Origin of the sequence: Brucella sp. MAB-22, assembly GCF_025908475.1 — a bacterium.
Taxonomy (GTDB): Bacteria; Pseudomonadota; Alphaproteobacteria; order Rhizobiales; family Rhizobiaceae; genus Brucella; species Brucella anthropi.
Genome location: NZ_CP109781.1, coordinates 1,382,182 through 1,399,919 on the forward strand (window position 1 = coordinate 1,382,182; position 17,738 = coordinate 1,399,919).

The window sequence follows — 17,738 nt, forward strand, 5'->3', positions numbered from 1 at the left end:
CGACTTGTGAGAAAACGATCTTCCTCGGGTTACAATTCGAAGGGCCGTCATGGTCGACGTCCCTCAGTGGATGCATTGCTTCTGACGTCGTCACTCCAGCGATTGAACAGACGATTGAATGCGAGAATTTCACTGCGCTTTGGCCAGTTGATTTTAAACCGCGAATATGGGTTTTCGCCCGCCTTCAAATCTCCGGAGCGGATGATCGTCGTTGCTTTTGGCGTAATTGGCAATGTTTCGGAAAGACCGTTCCATGCGGGGTTGACGGGAAATCCCACAGCTCCAAGTGCAGGGTCCCATGTGGCATCAACCAAGGTCCATTTCCCGTTGATTTTGACGTCGACGCTGTCATGAATTCCTCGTGTCTCGCTTAGCGGCTGTAATACTGTTTCAGGGATTGGAAGATCGGCCCAATCGAACGGCACCTGAACTGGTCTCGCCTCCAACTTCCAGGCTCGCAATAGTCTGATGAGGGCTTTCGACTTATGCCGACAATCACCACGTCCAAGGTCAAAAAGCGCATCAGGATTGCCATTCCACGCAGTTAACTTGTACGGAACGTTGCGGACCAGTTCAAAAGCAACGATCCTTTTGTGGGTTTCGCTCAGATCTGAGCCCGCGATTTGCGCAATCCAGTCAATTGTTACGGTTCTTCCATTTTCACGCCGAATTTGAATCTCAGCAGAGAGTTCTGATACTCTTTGTGAAAGTGTAGCCGCTGCTGACGTCGATGTTCCCGCTGACCCGTAATAAAAAAGGGTTCCAAACCCGACAAGAAAGGTACGTCGTTTCATCCTAATTGCCTCCTGTGGTTGGAAGGCTTCGTTGTCTTACTTGCTCCAGTACTTCTCTGCCGGGAAAAGCATCTGGGATCAGGCCGTTTCTTTTCTGGAACTGCAGGACTGAAATACGGGTTAGAGGCCCAACCCGGCCATCTTGATCGCCAACGCGATATCCCAGGCGGCCGAGTCTGGTTTGAAGCTCTCTTGTTTCACTTCTTGAAATTGGGATGGCATCCACTGGCCAGGTTCGGCGAAGTTCGGCAGACCCTCGTATTCGATCACCCAGATACGCTACTGCCAGTGCGTAACTATCCGAGTTGTTATAACGCTTGATAACGTCGAAGTTTTTTAAAACAAGGAAGGCGGGGCCGTTTAATCCTGCAGGCAGGAAAAGTCTGGCTGTTCTTGTGTTAGAATGAAATGGCTGACCATCCGCCCTGCGGATACCAAGCTTCTCCCATTCGATGAGAGCAGCTTGATTTAACTTCAGGGCCTTGGCCACGTCGAGGCGGGAGGGCAAGCGCACCTCCCAGCCCCAGGGCTGACCCTTTTGCCATCCACTTCGCTGGAGATAATTTGCGGTCGATGCAAAAGCATCTTCGTACGAAGTCCATATATCCTTGCGGCCGTCTCCGTCGTAATCGACAGCATAGGCTTTAAAACTGGTAGGCATGAACTGGGTTTGTCCCATCGCGCCCGCCCAGGATCCCTGCATTTCCCTCGATCTGATATGGCCGTTTTGGGTAATTAGAAGAGCCGCAATCAATTCTTTCCGAAAGAATTTTTCGCGGTATCCCTCATGAATGAGAGATGCGATTGAGTGGATGACGTTTCTTCCACCGACAAAACTTCCGTAGTTGGTCTCGTTACCCCAGATGGAGAGTATGATTTCAGGTGGTACGCCATACCGCCTTTGAATATCGCTAAGAGTGGTTTTGAATTGGCGCAGTTTTAACTGCCCTGTCTCGATACGATTTTCGGTCACGCGCTTGGAAATATAGTCGCCAATCGGTGAGACGAATTCAGGTTGGGTATTTCGTAGCCGTCGAATGGTCGGATCAAGTTTGAATTCGCGAAATGCTTCTTCAAACACCTTTTGAGATACGCCATTCTTTGCAGATTCTTGGAAAAGCGTATCTAGGAAAGGCCCAGAGCCACCTGACATGGCCAGGGCCGTCTGAGCAGACGAACCGATGCTCATCGCCATCAAGGCCGACACCAGAACATGTCGCGTTATTTGTTTTGTCGCTTTGATCATCAGAGCACTCCTTCGAGCAAAGGCGCTTCGCGCATGGTGAGGTGAGCGGATGTCCACCCACCTTCAATTGCACAAGGTGTCTTTTGAAGTGCGACGACTACCCCGTTCATTCCGCCAAGCTGTAAACTGCTGGTTTGAACGAGTTCAAAGGTTTCTGTTGCGCGTTTTATGTCGTCTGAGAACCGTTCCTGATGATTGAAGATCAGAAGACCGCCCGGTCTTAGCAAATATGCCGAAGCACGAATGAAACGCACGGGGTTCGTTTCGAAGTAGGCTGCTGCCTGCGAGAATATGATATCAACAGTACCAGCAGGAACTTCTCTCTGGGTAAGAGCGCCGATAGAGGCAGCAGTAAAAAATGGGTGTTCTCGGACGCCTTTTGGCAAGTTGTCGTGCCATTGGGTAAGATTGGTAAAGTCAAGGAAGAGCCGTTTGCCGAGCTCGTGCTCCAGTGTTTTCGCAATGCCTGCGATACTCTGATTAGAAGAACTATTTGTACCGGCGTCTGCAAAGCCTGCCCAACCGCCGCCGATCTCAAGGAATCTGCACTCTGATTGTTCGGATAAACGACTCGATATTTCGGCAGGAATATCAATGTTCAGCAGCTTAGCCAGCTTGAATGAGCCACCGCTGGACGTCCAGGATCCATCGTAAAGAAGAGATGTGAGTGAATCCGTGATTGAACCGGTCTCTCTGTACATCATCGCGAGATACGGGATCAGTGCCCGACGCGAGGGGACAGGCACGTTGGGACGTAATCGCTTTGCCTGCAAATCCCGATTAATCCCCTTTTTCAGGGATTTCCAGCAAGCGGGTTTAGTTATGTAGGTATCATGGCGGAACGTGTGCTCAATCGCACTCCGCGCGTCTGCAGCTTCTTTAAACATTTTCAGGAGTCCACATGAGTGTCCGTGTCGTCTCTTCGTTCAGAAGAAACGGCTCATGCACCAAGGAAAGCGCAATTTGGCGTGTACTTGGTGCCCGGTCTCAGATGGCTCGTGGAGGGCGGTCGAATCCGAAAGAATGAGCTTTTACGAACTCGAACTGGTCCAGAATGAAGAGGGCTTCGTTCGAATTAGGCACGCAAACCATGCATTCAGCGACAATTTCGTTATGATGGTCGTGATGAACCTGTTGAGCGGAGTGCGATCCGTTTGCGGCGTCATTCCCGTCCTTGTCATGAACGTGTGTAGCCACAGTTTGTGGATGGTCTGGTGTTGCCGATGATGCTTGATGAACGGCCAACGTCGCAAGCAATACCACGACAGATATTGCAGCAACCAGAAAACGGCGCAGATTCATCGACAGGTTAATCATAACGACGGATTATCACGATCTAATGGTAAAATTTTGATTAATTTTTTATTGCCTCAACTTATAAATGGGAGCCGTAGAGTTGGCATTGAGCCAGCCCGACGAAACCAGTTCCATAATTGATCAAAGTGTTGTAGCGGCTACTTCTGTTCCTGAAGTTATCGGTGTGAATGCCTGAATTTTCTCCAGGAGAATGCAATTTTGTTCATTGCTCCGAACGCTAAAGTTCACGTTGGCAGCTTTGATATCCGATTTAATAGAATCATAGTTTTGAAGCAGCCTATCGAATTGTTCCTGCAGCCGATCCAAATCGAGTGACTCGATACGCTGGCAGAATGGAATCTGGCTGAATTCGGCCATCAGAAAATCGTTCTTGTCATTGTAGCCTATTGAGATAAGGGGCTTTCCCATTTTCAAAGCGCAAACAATGTTATGGTAACGCGACGCGACAACCATGTCGGTTTTGTCAATCTGCTGCATCAGTTCATGCAGATCAGTTGTCTCTTCGTAAAAGACCGCGCCTTTAGCGGTGTCATCCTTACTCATCGAACCACGGACTTTCTGGGTCATTTCTGAGACGGCTACCTGATCGCCGATATCACCAGTCAGAAGACGCACTCGAAATCCCCGATTAATCAAATAAATGATGAACTGGGACAGCTTTTCTTGATAAGTTCTATAGATCAGCTCTGCGTCTGGATCGGCTTTTGACCAGCCTCGATAGTTCATCACGCCTACGCCTACCGTCTTATGCGCTTTGCTGTTGATCTGATGCATCGGTGGAGGCGGCAAGTTAAATGCGATGTCGGGAAAGACAAAATCGCCCTTTACCTCAACCCCGATTGATCCGAGAAAATTCTTTGTAAATTCATCACGATAGCTTCGATAGGAAGCCCATTTCAACGCTGATCTGGCAACCCATCGACCGAAAGGATGATGTAGTGGGCCAGCACCGATGCTTACGAATGCGATCTTAACGCGGAGCAACCGCGCGATGAGACACCATCGAAACACCACAAATGGCCAACCAAAAGCAGAATCCTGATAATCATCAAGGATTCCTGTCCCTGGGATTATGAGCCAGCGTACTTGCTTCAAGGTTCTGATCATAATGTAAATGCTCAGTACATTACGCGGAACGTCCCCGAGTAATTTGCTCAGTTTGCGAAGCAGAGGATTTCGCAGAACCAGCCGTCCGTGCCAACTCGCCGCTATATGATAGCGATCTGTAATGGTGCGCGGATTGGCGCATATTGAATGCAATTCTACATCGGGGATTCGGGACTGCAGAAGCTTGATCATTGCTTCCAGAGAACCGTCGTTGCCGGAGTTGCCAGACCCGAACTGGCCAAGGAGTGCGATTTTCATCGTTGCTCTCCCATAGCGTACCGCTCAACTAGCGAATTCCGTTCTGAATCCTGCTCGTGAGGCGTGTCGTCTGATAAGCTAGTATCGGTAGGAGCTTGTGCGGCGCGCGATAATGCGAACTGCACGATCAATACGGATGATCCATACATTAGATTGCCTTTGAAAGTGTCTTTTGAAAGGGTTCAAACTGACAGCAATCTAGGCGCGTGGTGGACGCTTAAGCTTAAAAATAGTGTTCGACAACGAGACGGTTGGTTCAGCGGCATTAACTGCATGGCTGACAGGTATAGACCTGAAGCTATTCAATCTCGCTTGAGAGGGAACCTCATGTGAGAGGTAGGGAGAATGCTCGCCGGAAGGAAACTTGATGCAATCTGAATGGCAGTGTTGTTCAGTTTTCTCGGTTTTGGATACTGTACTTTCAACAGTGGACGTAAAATCGACGTTCAATGAAGACGCATATGATGGCTGAATTAAAGCAATAGCTATTGCAAGCGCGGTGAAAATTGCGCCTTTCATAAAATAATTGAAGAATCGAAACTCCATTCCCTTGCACCGAGCGCCTGATATCTGAGGCGCTAGAATAGGATTGGCTGGCAACGACGTCGAGATCGGAGCGGTAGTAGGCGCATAACCCTTTAGGTGAAGTGAAAACGTAAACTAGTTCATCTGGATGTTGTTTAGACGGTGAATAGCATCAAATTACTTTGCCGAGCGATCATGTTTGATCGAGAAGCAATACGAATAGTTGTTTTCGAACGACGCAAAAATCCCGTAAGCAAGATAAATGCGTCGTTCATATTGCTGATTAGTGGCAGTGATAGCCGCCCGTTTTATGGTTCGTGTGGCAACCGTTGGCGTCTGTTCCGCCGCTATGTGCCAAGGCCGTTCCGGCCGAGAAAACAACCAAGATTATCCCAAGCATAAGTTTACTCATAAAATCCCCCTGCGCGACTAGTTTGCATTTTCCAAATTACAATAAGGGGATTGATCGTCAATGAGATTCTCTTGGTTAAGCAGTGGATCACTCAATATCATTTGAGCTACAACAATATCAAAACGAGGTAGTTCAGTGGTTCGGGTGAGGATAAATAGCTAGGATACCAGTACAAAGTCAGTGCAGTCCGGACTGTTTTCGGAAGTTATCACGGCTGCACTCAACACCCCGGTAGCATAGGCTCCAGTATCCAGTGCTATTCTGTTTGAATAAATTTCGGGCCTACGTGATGCAGTAATTGTGTGGCCGTGAACGATGATCTTTTCATGCGCATCCGTATAATTGAGGAAATCACCCCTTATCCAGCGTGAGATAACTTCATCTTGCTCGGCCAATGGGACACCTGGTTTAATGCCTGCGTGAACGAACGCGTAATTACCGTCTATGATAATAGACTCAGCTTTTCGCATCATTTCCAAATGCTGAGCAAAGCGTCTGCTAAATTCCTCGGCCAGATGCTGGATATTCGAGCAATCTGCCAGACCATAAGAATCCAATGTTTGGTAACCACCGTGTTTTATCCAGCTGTGCGCCGTTTCCTGACTGTCCTCACTGCAATCCAATACTCGTAAAAAGTATTCCTCATGATTACCCAATATCAGGCGGCTGTCTGGGCAGGCATCAAGTCTCTTGGAGACGAGATCCATTGCCTTCCTGCTATCAGGACCGCGATCAATGATGTCTCCTAAAAAGACAATGCGATACTCGGCCGCTCGCTGATCAGCATCAGTCTGAATTTGATCCAGCATCTTTTCCAGTAAATCTGCGCGCCCGTGAACGTCGCCGATAGCGTAAGTGAGCCTGCTCGATTTCATTGAGTTTCCCTGGCTCATCGACGCTGTGCCTTCGGCAGTTTTCGCCATTCCCATGGCACAATGAAATCGCCTTGCCAAAGGCCTGAAGAGGCTCGCATAGCAATGTCTTGCACGTGTTCGTATGCTCCCTTGGAATAAACTGGCCAATCCAATGCCAGACCGTTCTCCACCAACCATGCTGCGATGTCTTGGCCTTGGCTTGTTTGGCATGACGCAACGGTTCGACCGTACCGATCTCGATCCGCTGGGAAGCAAGTGACCGGCTGTGCATTCTGAATGAATGCATCCAGTTTTAGGGCCGCGTTCTGGCCGCAACGATATAACTTGCCTTCCATATTCTTACAGGTCTGCGTGCTTTCTGGGGCATCGATCCCGCTCAGTCGAATGCGTGCGCCCTGTATTTCGATTGTGTCACCGTCGATCACGGAGGCTCTTCCAGTGATATCAGCGGCATGAGCTGCTATAGCGCTTACACAGAGAAGCGCGGCCATTATCATTCGAACCATACGACTGCTACTTTCTAGTGCACAGTCGCTTAGATTTACTGATTGAGCCGTCCTGACAGAGAAACTTGCCATCGGCGGTACAACGCGCAACGCCGCCCTTCTTCCCAGAGCAGGGTGTGTTGCGTGCATCCGCGAAATTGGAAATCGACAGAGCCGCAATCAGGATCGCGACTAAAGCTAAATATTTTTGCATTTTGCCCCCATGTAAAAACAGGTCTCTGAACCCGGTCGGCGCTTAGATATTTAAACATTTTAGAACTGATGCCCTAAAACATTGCCAAGCGTAGCCCTTTAAGCGATCCAGAAACCAAATAATTGATGCGACGTTAAGAGCGCCTGCTTCTGCCGAAATCGGGGCAGAAGCAGGCGCGGAGTTTCTTCGGTTTTAAGCTGTCTTGAGTGTGAGAAGCCCATCTCGTTCCTCAAGTATATTGGCTTTTTTCAAATAGCCAATTCTCGCTTGGATCTGCTCCCTCAATTGACCACTTGTTGATTTGAACCCAAGCGCTCTGGAAATCGCATTGATCGCTTCATCTGGCGTTGCACCGAAGCTCGCCTCGACCAATTGTCGAAGTCCCTGATCGATCTCCATTGGAGGTAGCATATCGAGACGACGCAAACTGAGCGAGGCGACTTCACTTCGATCACGGAGCTTTATTTCTCCATTTGGCCATAGCAGGAATTGGCCTTCAATGTTGATGTGCTTGTTTCGGGCCGCCGCCAAGATTGCCACGGTTACGTGGCTGTTGATGCGCTGGCCTGCTCTTTGTAATCCCCACGCGCTTCTAAGCCGAGTGACGAGTTCATCCTGATGAAGGGGGCCTTCGACCTCCACAATTTCCTTAATGTGTTCAACCAGAATGCCAAGAGGCGTTTCATGAAGTTCAACATGGATCGCTGGCTTGATTGACGCTTCTTTATAAAGAGGAGTTGCGTTTTCGATCACATCCTTCGGCAGTATCCCGATTTCAGTCACGTCCTCACGATCAATAGTGATGATCTCCACATTGACTGCTTTGCGCTTCTTCTCTGTGTCACCTTCGAGTTCAAGGGTATTGGCCTTCGCGCGTTCTATCGCGGCAATCAGCTTTTCGAGTTCCGCATTTGGGCGTTGAAACCAATCGGTGCTCCATATGCGATGAATATTCCAGCCATGCGCTTCGAGAACAGCTTGTCGCAAACGATCACGGTCGCGAGCTGAGCGAGAGTCATGATATGCCGCACCGTCGCATTCAATACCGAGCAAATACCGCCCAGGAACGGCATCATCGGCGACCGCAAGATCAATAAAGAACCCCGCAATCCCCACTTGCGGATGCACCTGATAGCCACGCTCGGTCAATGCCGCAGCGACCTGTTCTTCAAAAACGCTGTCCATCTCGCGTTCAGTACGCTTTGAAAGCGAAAGCCGTCCGGTTCTTGCAAAATGAAGGAAGAGCTTGAATGCAGCTACGCCTTTGCCTCGGGCGCGCTCCAAATCGATGTCCTCATCGGTTATGGACGCGTAGACTTCACAGCGTTGCTTGGCGCGACTAATCAAAACATTCAAACGTCGTTCACCACCCTCTGCTCCAAGTGGGCCGAACCTCATCCCCATGTACCCTTGGGCATTGCGGGCGTAGGCCACTGAAATGAAGATGACATCACGTTCGTCACCCTGAACGTTTTCGAGGTTCTTGATGAAGAACGGTTCTGTTGGATGCGAATGAAAGAAGGCTTCGGTTTCAGGGTTAAGCCGACGCAGAATTTCAAGCTGGTCCTGTATTTCCCTACGTTGCTTGATCGAAAAAGCAGCAACACCCAATGACAGGTTAGGGTTCTCAAGAGCATGTTTGATGATAGCTTTGGCCACGGCCTTGGCTTCGGTTTTGTTTACGCCTTCTTCAAAGGTGCCGCCTGGAACTTGATGGAATCGGAGCCCCATTCCAGCTTCGTGCGTATACGGACTGGGAACGATAAACAGCTTGTTTTCGTAAAACTCGCTGTTTGAAACTGCAATGAGTGACTGGTGACGGCTACGATAATGCCATCTCAACATTTTCTCGGGCAGACCACGCGCAGAAAACAGGCCTAGAATGCTCTCGATATCGGAAACCTGTGCGCCTTCAAGTTCGTCGTCGTCCTCCGAGCCGCTTGAAGTCATCTTCGAGAAGAAGCGCGTTGGCGGCAACTGTCTTTCGTCGCCTACAACAACAACCTGCCGCGCTCTGGCAACAGCGCCAATGGCGTCAACAGGTTGGATCTGACTGGCTTCGTCCATTACAAGCAAATCGAAGGTGAGTTGTGCAGGTGGCAGAAACTGTGCAATGGACAGCGGGCTCATCATAAAGACCGGCTTCAGCGCTTGAATTGCTGGAGCCGCCCTCGTCATCAGCTGACGAATTGGCATATGACCACGGCGACGCGCCATTTCAGATCTGAGGACACCTACGGGGCCAACACCGCTCTTGCCCGGAATACGTTTATGGTGTGAACGAACGACTTCCAGTCGCGACAGTCCCATCCTGTCCATGTCAAGACGCGCGAATTCATTTACAAGCCTTCCGTGAACTTCGCCGTCGAAACGAGCTAACTCCGGATCGTGTCTATGTTGATCACGTAGGATGGCTTCGTAAAATGCCATCTCAAAATATGACATTACGCCGTCTGGAGTGACACGACCGTCTTCCAGACGTTCAACAATTTGTTCTGCGCCTGCATCATTTGCGGCATTGGCGCGATTACGGTAGGCGGTCCATTTGGACAGCTGTTCCCGTGAGGTCAACCAAACTTGCAACCGCTCCTGCAATTCGGAGCAGGGAACTTCCTCAACCCTGTTGGCTCCAAAAAGTGTTTCCGGATCGGTCTGTAGGTAATCAAGGATCGCTGAGAATTCGCCGACCCAGGTACCGGCATCGTCAAGCGTCGCTCCCGTTTTTCTGGCCAGGTCTCCCCGATCAGCTATTGTCGCAGCTAAAGGACGTATGTCTGCATTTTGCTGAACCCAATCGACCAGAAGAGAGAGTGCATCCCAATCGGATCCAATGCCTTCCCAACGTTGACCAAATGCTGAAGCTAAAAGCGTTCCCTGACCGTCTACCTTTGCTTTTAGATCAAGGGCGAGGCCTAACACTTGGAAAATTTTCGAACGTTCGCCTGCTGTTGCCAGATCGCGCTTAAGGAGCGTCTTGGCTTCCTGCTCAGCTTGGCCGAGCTCATCCACCAATCTAAGGACTTGCGATAAATGTGCGTCTTCTGCTCCGGTAGCGCCAGGGAAAAGAATCTGCGTTTTATCAGACAGTTCTAGCCACAGAGCATGAGTCAGTCTGCGGGCTTCTTCCAAGATGCCTTGTACTTGTTCTGCGCTAGTACCAACTGCGGCTTTGTTCGAGAGACGGCTTGCGATCTGCCGCGCCTCAGTGCTGACACCGCGCAGGCTACGCATCCAAAGCACCAGATCTTCAAGCGGCTTCGGGTCTGTCTTCTCACCTCGCCAGTCCGCTCCAAAGGCGGAACGGCCAAGAGCATCTCCGTCTCGTATAGTCGATCTGGCCTGTTTGCCCTTTTGAAGCAAGTCGAGAATACGCAACGTTTCGTCGACGGAAGGCTCACCAACCAATACCGTTTTGAGCAATGATCGGGCAGAACGCCAATCCCCGCTCAGGAATTTGAGCATTCTCTTTCCGTGAACCGCCAAAGCGGTTCTCGCCGCAATGAGATCCACTTCCCAGGCGTGATCGGTAACCTTTCCTGTAAGTTCTGATCGCGCGTTTTGTAGTGTGGCTACGGCTTCAGCAAGATCACCGGCCTGATCGAGCCCTCGTTCCCAAATAGCTGCAACAAACGCGTCCGGACTTGCGTCTGGGGCATTTGCCACGCGTTGGCCGATTACGACCATCCGCTCAATCGAAGCCAGTGAGCCTATATCGTCTACCCCGAGCAATGCTTGCAATGATCGCACCGCTGTCAGCAATCGCGGTAGAAGGGTTCTTAATTGTTCAACGGTCGTAAAAGCTGCATCGGAGAAATTTGCAGGTACTCGCGAGAACTGCGAAACGAGTCCTGCAGGTTCAGATCCCCAAGCTTCCGATCTTAAGATTTCATTAATTCTTTCAGCAACATTCGCTAACTTCTTTCCATCTTGAACTAAGGAAGCGATGTCATTGATCGAACGCGCCCATACATCATTTGAAAGCGCGTCATTCGAAATGGTATCGGGACAGCTAGCGAGCCGTTCTGCAAGCTCCTTGCAGATCTGATAGTCTTCAAGATCGACGACATCCGCACGCTGAAGCGCCGTCGTCGTTTTTTGCATCCTTTCGAGCAGTTCCGCGAATGCTGTGCTTGAGTTCAGGATACGTACGGCCAGTCGTTCAAGATCGAGAGGTGAGATACCCGTTATCCCGACACCACGCCAAGGGTGTCGAGAAGGCAGTCCAATGTCGCGAATGCGTTCGGCGAGCTCCATAAGCAACTTTGACACTTCGTCACGATGACCAGGTGTCCAATCCACCGCATTATGAAGCTCGATATCTGACGGTGCCATTCCCTCCCTACGAAGCCGAGACAGATGGCCGATGACCGTATATGCTGAAAGTCGATATGGTTCATACAGGCGGTGTAGCCTCTTGGGATGATCGTTGAGCCTGTCACGAAGATCGAGCAGGACATTATCTATCGCGCCATCGAAATTTCCTCGTGGCGAACCTAGATCCCAAGTTTTTTGAAGATCGTGCAGAACGGCTTTCTTGTTCGCTTTATTGCTGTGCAACTCAAGGCAGGCTTCGCCGACACCAGCGGCGTCCAGGCGGCGTTTCACCACCTCCAGCGCCGCCATCTTTTCAGCTACGAACAGTACGGTTTTTCCATCAGCAACTGCCGAAGCTATTATATTAGCAATTGTCTGCGATTTCCCTGTTCCGGGAGGCCCCTGAATCACAAGGTTCTTGCCTCGTTTAGCCTCATGAATGGCTGCAGACTGAGAACTATCTGCATCGACGATATGCGTCATCTCAGATGGCTGGATGACGGAATCAATATTAGCCTCGTCAGAAATCAGGTCGTCATCGCGTTCAAACCCATCCGAGACAAGAGATCTAATAAGAGGCGTATCTGTAAACTTGGCGTGCACGGGCCAAAGAGAAGGATCGAGATCCCGATACATCAGAAATTTGGCGAATGAAAAGAAGCCAAGAACGATGTCGTCAGGCTGTACTGACCAATCCGGCTTAACCGCGATACAAGAGGCAATTCTCTGCGCGTAATCTTCAAATGAAAAATCGTCTGTTGCCTCGAACTCGGGCATTTTGATCGAATGGACACGATCAAGTAGGGCTTCCAAGGACAGATTGGATGAGAAATCTTCTTGCCGTGCCCGGAGCTTAAAGCGTTCACCGGCGGTTCCGCGTTCCAATATGACCGGCACCAATATCAAAGGAGCATATCGTATATTCTCTTTATTGTTAGGGTCGATCCATTTCAGCGTTCCGAGACCAAGAAATAGAATATTGACGCCTTGCTCTTCTTCGAGTGTGCGCGCGTCGAAATAGAGGTCCAGCAGACGTTTCTGCAAAGCATTCGGCGTCATCTTGGTCTGTAGCTTGGTATCACCGTGCCGGACCAGCTTGCCTTGTTCATCGCGCTCGTCATCATCCGGCAGTGCAAGCTCTATAAGCTCCTCGCCATCAGCATCTTCTCCGGTCTTCTCGCGTCCTTTCGCGCCTGCAAGGAAGGTCATTGCCTTCCCTTCGGTCACGAGAATACGAAATACTTCAGCCGCTTTTTCATCGATGATATCGACAGTCTTCGCGCTCTTCGAAAAACGCGGCACGTTCAACAAGCGATTTCGAGCTGAAAGATCTAAAAGCTCTGTTCGAGCTCGTTCGATCTTGTCTTCGACCGATAAACTACCTGAAAAAGCGGAATTTTCGGCCAAATTAGCCGATTCCGAACGCTGCTGATCCATGATTTAACCCACCCAATTATCAGCAATAAATGGAACAATCATGAGCAGGAGTCTAGCTGGATTTTCCGGCGGCTGACTAACTTCGTTCTGAAAGTAAGTCTTTCGACTTTGCTTAGCGACGGCGTGAGGTGCAATGATAAACCTCTCCCCCAGAAAAATCCTTAGTCGCGTCGAGCATGCTGACCTATCCATCGTCACTCATGTTGGTTAGGGTCGGTTCGATTGAAGTGTAAAGGTTTACGCCTAAGCCATAACTAACTGTGAAGCAAAATCCCCTATGCTTTGGTCTCGAAGGGTAGCGGATAATCTTTCGTGAGTAACTTCATTATAGTGAATGATACAATCAACCAAATTGTAGACAGAGAATTATTTTTAGCATATCGAGTGAACATTATTGGGGGCGATATGACACTCACAGATGCCGCATTTTCTGAATTTCGTACCAAGTACAATCCACCAAGGCCGCCGCGAGATGGCTTGGTGAAAAACTCGGGCGAAGTTACCCAGATGTCTGAGGCCGATGGTTTGTGTATTTGGAAAGATGGAGCTGCTGCAGCCTTGTCATCTCAACCAAGCGTACCGAGGATAGACGATACGATGACAGTAGGCCTGAAGCTTTGGGCGGTCCGGGATGAAAATGTTGTGCATGCGGATGAATCTTGCCCTTTTGGTCGAGGACTTGAAACTGGTGTCATTAAGCATACAAATCTAACAGGCGGCGGCAGTGCTTATTGCGCAGGGGAGTTGATCTTTGTTGCCGAAAGTACAATTATTGTTAATGGCTTTTCTGGAAGATATGGTCCGCGCACGGCAGACGAAATGAAAGATGTTGCGCTCGCGTTTCAAAAATCAGGTTACCACGTATGGTCATCAGGTTTTGATGAAGAGGCTGGCAGACCTTACCCTTTCATCGGTGTGGACCCTGAATGGATTATTTAAAATGATAGATAACGAAAAAATGGTAAAAATATTTGGGTCTAATGCAAGGGGCGATACATTAGAGGAATACGCAGCAAACAGCGAAAACAAATATGTGAGGAGTCAGGTTCAGCTTGCTATCGCAAGCGAACAGGCAAAAGGCCGAAAAATTACGGCAAAAGAGGCCTTAGACCTTTACGGATTGGATATCCTCGAAAAAGTTGCAGTTGATGGTAGTGCTCCGCTTGTGAGTAGTCGAGATGAACCTGCCAATACATTGCGTCGTAGGAGAGAGGATCTCAAACTAGATATTCGCGATATTGAAAAGCTCTCAGGGCTCGACACCAAGGTTTTAAAAAACTTAGAGACGCCAGGAAAAGCATCGAAGATTCGTGATATCGAACGAGTTGCATCGCTACTCGCGTTAGACGAGCGGATAGTGGGTTTTCGAGAGCAAGCCGGAGGAGATCGAGAACTCGGAGTACGTTTGCGAGAATTGCGCAGTACTGTCGATGCTAAAACGTTTGATGCTTCCTCAGTTCTGAAGCTAGCTGAGGCGGGATGGATCGTTTCTAGGCAGAATGAACTTGGGCGCGTTTTGAAGATAGATGTGCATCCGATAGTAGCAAAAGGAACGCTACAGTCGGATGATTATAGCTATGTTAGTGCAGAAAAGGGATATGCACTTGCCGAGAAGGCCCGAGCTGAGCTTGGTTTAAAACCTGATGAGCCTATCGTGAGTATCCGCGAGCTTCTTGAAAGAAAGTTGGGCGTTCCATTAGTGCAGGATAAGCTGACTTCTCGTTTTGCTGGAGCTACAATCGCAAACGGTTCCAATCGTGGGATTGTTGTGAACGAAGCCGGGCAGAACGAAAAGGTCTGGGTCCGAAGAATGACACTAGCTCATGAAATAGGACATTTGGTAGGGGACCCTGATCAAAGATTGAACAAACTACGTGTAGATTCATACGACAGCCTCAAGGGATTGGCAAACGAAGCTGATAATGTTGAGCGTAGAGCGAACGGCTTTGCGGTCGCGTTCCTTGCTCCGCCCAGTGCTGTTCGTGCCATTGCTCAACAGAAGTCTACTAGCCTAGATATTTTAGAAACGGTCATGAACACTTTTGGCGTCAGTATGACAGCTGCTGCGTACCATATTCAAAACATAGCGAAGCTTGATGTTTCGAGTGTCCATCCTCGAGATATTAAGGACCAGTCACAAGAATGGGTAGCTCGCGAAAACTTAACACTTGACTACTTTCCAATTAATGAAACTCCATTAAATAGACGAGGGCGGTTTGCATCGTTGGTGGTTAGAGCTGAAAAGTTAGGTCATATTAGCGATGATACTGCTGCGACTTGGTTGAACACAACTGTAGAGAAGTATTGTCAAGCATCCAGCGAGATCTTGGAGTTGCAGGAATAATGAGACTGCTTTTGGCTGCGCCAGCCATTGGATTACTAACGCATTAACATTTTCAGTTGGTACGTACTCCAATTACCCCGAGCTGTCCCTTGGCGTATTTCTCAACGATCCGGATCGTTTCATTACAGGCGTCACGCAGTTCATCCGGGCTAGGAGTTTCATCATAGTAAGTGCCATGAGATAGATTATTGATGAGGACGCTCTTGATCTCGAAGCCTTCTTCTCCCGCGAGGTAACTGATGTAGTTGGACAGGCTGTCACATTTATCGGGGTGGCAGAAGCGACCTACGGCTTCCAAAACGCAACGTATAGCGTGTCCTGTCGTATGAGAGGGATCTGCTCCCTGATGTACGTTGACTATCTCCCGCAAATGCTCTTCGAAGGGGGCGACGTACTTCTTCAGCCTCGATAACTGGTGAAATGCTCCAGTTTTATACAGGAAGAAGGCGGCTTCATCTTTTATGACCCGGTTAGTGACGCAGATATTGTAGAAATAGCTACTATGGGTAAAAACCAATAGATCAGGTCTCAGGTGGCCTTTGTTTATATCCGCTGGATTGATCGAGACTTCACCTATCGTAGAAATGCTCAAGTGCTTAAGCGTCTGTGCAATTGCAAAGACGTAGTCATAAGACATCGACGTAATCGGATCATCGAACACCAGAAAAATTTTTGCGTAGTCGGAGGTCGCTTTTACTTTCTTATGAACACAGGCGATAAAATAGCAGAAGGCGATCACAGTCTTTTCGCCGTCACTCAGGGTTCTGCTTGGTCCTCGCGCCATCTCGCGGTTCTCTCGCCGAAGAGTGAATGATGCCTTGTCGAAAGTATATTTATGACCGAAGAAGCTAGTCACGAGGGCTTCGAATGTCGCAGCGACCCGGTCGCGAGCGCTATCCGAAAGTTGAGATTTCTTAAGCGAAGCGAGGTCTTCCGAGGCTACTCGCACATCACCCTCTCGTGCTCGAATAGTTTCGAATGAAGTCCAGTTTGATCGCACAAAGTCGATAACGAAAACAGAGCAAGCTTCCCGATGAAGATTTCGTCGTTCCGTGTCAGAAGCTTTGATCGCCATCGCCAGTGCGGAGAACGTTTTATTGATCTCATCGATCATTGTATGCAGCGTCTGGAATAAGGAAAGCGGATCACCTTTTGGAAGGACGACTTCCTTGCTTGGGTTTCTTCCCTTCTGCTCAATGGTATCAGCCAATTCGCCCAGATATTTGTCTATAGCCTCGATTTGGGTTGAAATATTGGGTACTGAAACGCTCGCTTGTGACGGTACCAACTTCCTTAACCGGTCGTATTTGATTAGGTTTCTGGCTACAGACCTTTCACATTGAGAAAGGGCATCTCTAAGGCCTTTAATCCACGTCCAATCTTTGCGAAGTGCTGCTCTATGCCCACCTTCTGCATCTGCATAGAAAGCTATGTACGAGGCGATTAGGTCTTTGGCGGGGGGGTGCGCGATGGATTGTTCACAGAAAGGGCAGCAATCGTGCGCATCCTTCTGAATGATGTCGACTCCAGCTTCGATAAACTCAGGGTTCGCGGCGATCTTGGATTTGATTTCTTCGGCCACTGTCGAGGGAGAGGTGATCTTAGCGATATTTTCGGAGGTGGCATTTAAAAACGCGGGGTCGAAAAGCGGTTTGCTTATATTATCCGGATAGTCAGGTTCGGCGGGGACGCTTTTGAGTCTATCAAGATCGTTTAGAACATCCCCGAAAGATCGCGCAGCCTGCTCTGGTAAAGTTGTGTGCGTCGTTAAAAGGGTGGCCAACTCTATGTCGCCGTATTCTCTGAGGCGCTTATTTACGCTAGCCTTCGAAGCGAGTTGCTGGTCTTTGAGCTGTAGCGTTCGCTGTTCTAGCCGTTCTCTTATTTCTTTCAAATGCGATTCCGCCCGCGCCAGAGTCTCCTCTGCATCCTTGGTACTGATTATCGACTGGTCTAGGCTTATTTTGCTCTCGATATTTCCGTTGACGACAAAGTTTGATTGTCGAAGTTCAGCGTGAACGAAATCATCGGAGAAGACATGGAAAATGCGGTCGCTGACGTCCGGAGTGACCCGCGATGTGGTTGAGCTCAACATGAGTTTGCCGATATTGACGCCACCCTGTGAAAGCTCGAAAAAACCATCGCCGTTCGTGGATTCTTCGGCAAGGAGATTAATCAGCGCTTCTTGGATATCTTCGCCATCCCCGTGAAGGTCAAGGTACCTGAGTGCACGAGTAAGAAATGATTTCCCCGTACCGTTCCGGGCATAAATTAGGTTTTGAGCATACTTACTTAGGTCAGCATCCAAACTACCGACAGGGCCGAGCCAATTAGCTCGCATGTGAAGACATGCCTTTGGCGCAGACGACATTAGAATCACCCCCATTACCTATAGCCTAACAAGGGTGCG

12 protein-coding genes are annotated in these 17,738 nt (G+C 49.3%); 2 read left to right on the forward strand and 10 right to left on the reverse strand.

Going from position 1 to position 17,738, the window contains the following annotated elements:
- Positions 1 to 47: 47 nt before the first annotated feature.
- The 9 genes from OHI65_RS06275 to OHI65_RS06310 all read right to left on the reverse strand — a co-directional run bounded on the left by OHI65_RS06275 (position 48) and on the right by OHI65_RS06310 (position 12,984).
- Complete coding sequence (locus tag OHI65_RS06275) at positions 48 to 794, reverse strand: transglutaminase domain-containing protein (protein WP_123218501.1); 747 nt, start codon at positions 792 to 794, stop codon at positions 48 to 50.
- Between the two features lies 1 nt (position 795).
- The gene (locus OHI65_RS06280; RefSeq protein ID WP_123218500.1) at positions 796 to 2,040 is read right to left on the reverse strand and encodes a lytic murein transglycosylase; all 1,245 of its coding nucleotides are present in this window, start codon (positions 2,038 to 2,040) and stop codon (positions 796 to 798) included.
- Positions 2,040 to 2,927: a hypothetical protein gene (locus OHI65_RS06285; RefSeq protein WP_123218499.1), complete on the reverse strand. Its 888-nt coding sequence runs from the start codon at positions 2,925 to 2,927 to the stop codon at positions 2,040 to 2,042. The genes OHI65_RS06280 and OHI65_RS06285 overlap by 1 nt, the downstream gene beginning before the upstream one ends.
- Positions 2,928 to 3,027: 100 nt before the next feature.
- On the reverse strand, positions 3,028 to 3,357 hold the full coding sequence (locus OHI65_RS06290) for a hypothetical protein (RefSeq protein ID WP_140018861.1): 330 nt from the start codon (positions 3,355 to 3,357) through the stop codon (positions 3,028 to 3,030).
- Between the two features lie 120 nt (positions 3,358 to 3,477).
- Positions 3,478 to 4,722, reverse strand: a complete 1,245-nt coding sequence (locus tag OHI65_RS06295; protein ID WP_123218497.1) for a polysaccharide pyruvyl transferase family protein — start codon at positions 4,720 to 4,722, stop codon at positions 3,478 to 3,480.
- An 808-nt stretch (positions 4,723 to 5,530) separates the two neighbouring features.
- Positions 5,531 to 5,659, reverse strand: a complete 129-nt coding sequence (locus OHI65_RS23015; protein WP_123218496.1) for a YHYH domain-containing protein — start codon at positions 5,657 to 5,659, stop codon at positions 5,531 to 5,533.
- Positions 5,660 to 5,817: 158 nt separating this feature from the next.
- The gene (locus OHI65_RS06300) at positions 5,818 to 6,588 is read right to left on the reverse strand and encodes a metallophosphoesterase family protein (RefSeq protein WP_123218495.1); all 771 of its coding nucleotides are present in this window, start codon (positions 6,586 to 6,588) and stop codon (positions 5,818 to 5,820) included.
- Positions 6,549 to 7,169, reverse strand: a complete 621-nt coding sequence (locus OHI65_RS22955; RefSeq protein WP_319636858.1) for a thermonuclease family protein — start codon at positions 7,167 to 7,169, stop codon at positions 6,549 to 6,551. Before OHI65_RS22955 ends, OHI65_RS06300 begins: the two co-directional genes overlap by 40 nt.
- 256 nt (positions 7,170 to 7,425) lie before the next feature.
- Positions 7,426 to 12,984: a DUF3320 domain-containing protein gene (locus tag OHI65_RS06310; RefSeq protein WP_123218492.1), complete on the reverse strand. Its 5,559-nt coding sequence runs from the start codon at positions 12,982 to 12,984 to the stop codon at positions 7,426 to 7,428.
- 312 nt (positions 12,985 to 13,296) lie between these two features.
- On the opposite strand from OHI65_RS06310, the gene OHI65_RS06315 reads away from it, so the two are divergent.
- Together OHI65_RS06315 and OHI65_RS06320 are read left to right on the forward strand one after the other, a co-directional pair.
- Positions 13,297 to 13,923 (forward strand): hypothetical protein, encoded by a 627-nt coding sequence (locus OHI65_RS06315; protein WP_140018862.1) that lies wholly within the window; start codon positions 13,297 to 13,299, stop codon positions 13,921 to 13,923.
- A gap of 1 nt (position 13,924) precedes the next feature.
- Positions 13,925 to 15,328: an ImmA/IrrE family metallo-endopeptidase gene (locus OHI65_RS06320; RefSeq protein ID WP_183508443.1), complete on the forward strand. Its 1,404-nt coding sequence runs from the start codon at positions 13,925 to 13,927 to the stop codon at positions 15,326 to 15,328.
- A 52-nt stretch (positions 15,329 to 15,380) separates the two neighbouring features.
- Here OHI65_RS06320 and OHI65_RS06325 read toward each other — a convergent pair whose 3' ends face one another.
- Positions 15,381 to 17,699 carry an AAA family ATPase gene (locus tag OHI65_RS06325; RefSeq protein ID WP_158295676.1) on the reverse strand — a complete coding sequence of 773 codons (2,319 nt, stop codon included), beginning with the start codon at positions 17,697 to 17,699 and terminating at the stop codon, positions 15,381 to 15,383.
- Between the last annotated feature and the right edge of the window lie 39 nt (positions 17,700 to 17,738).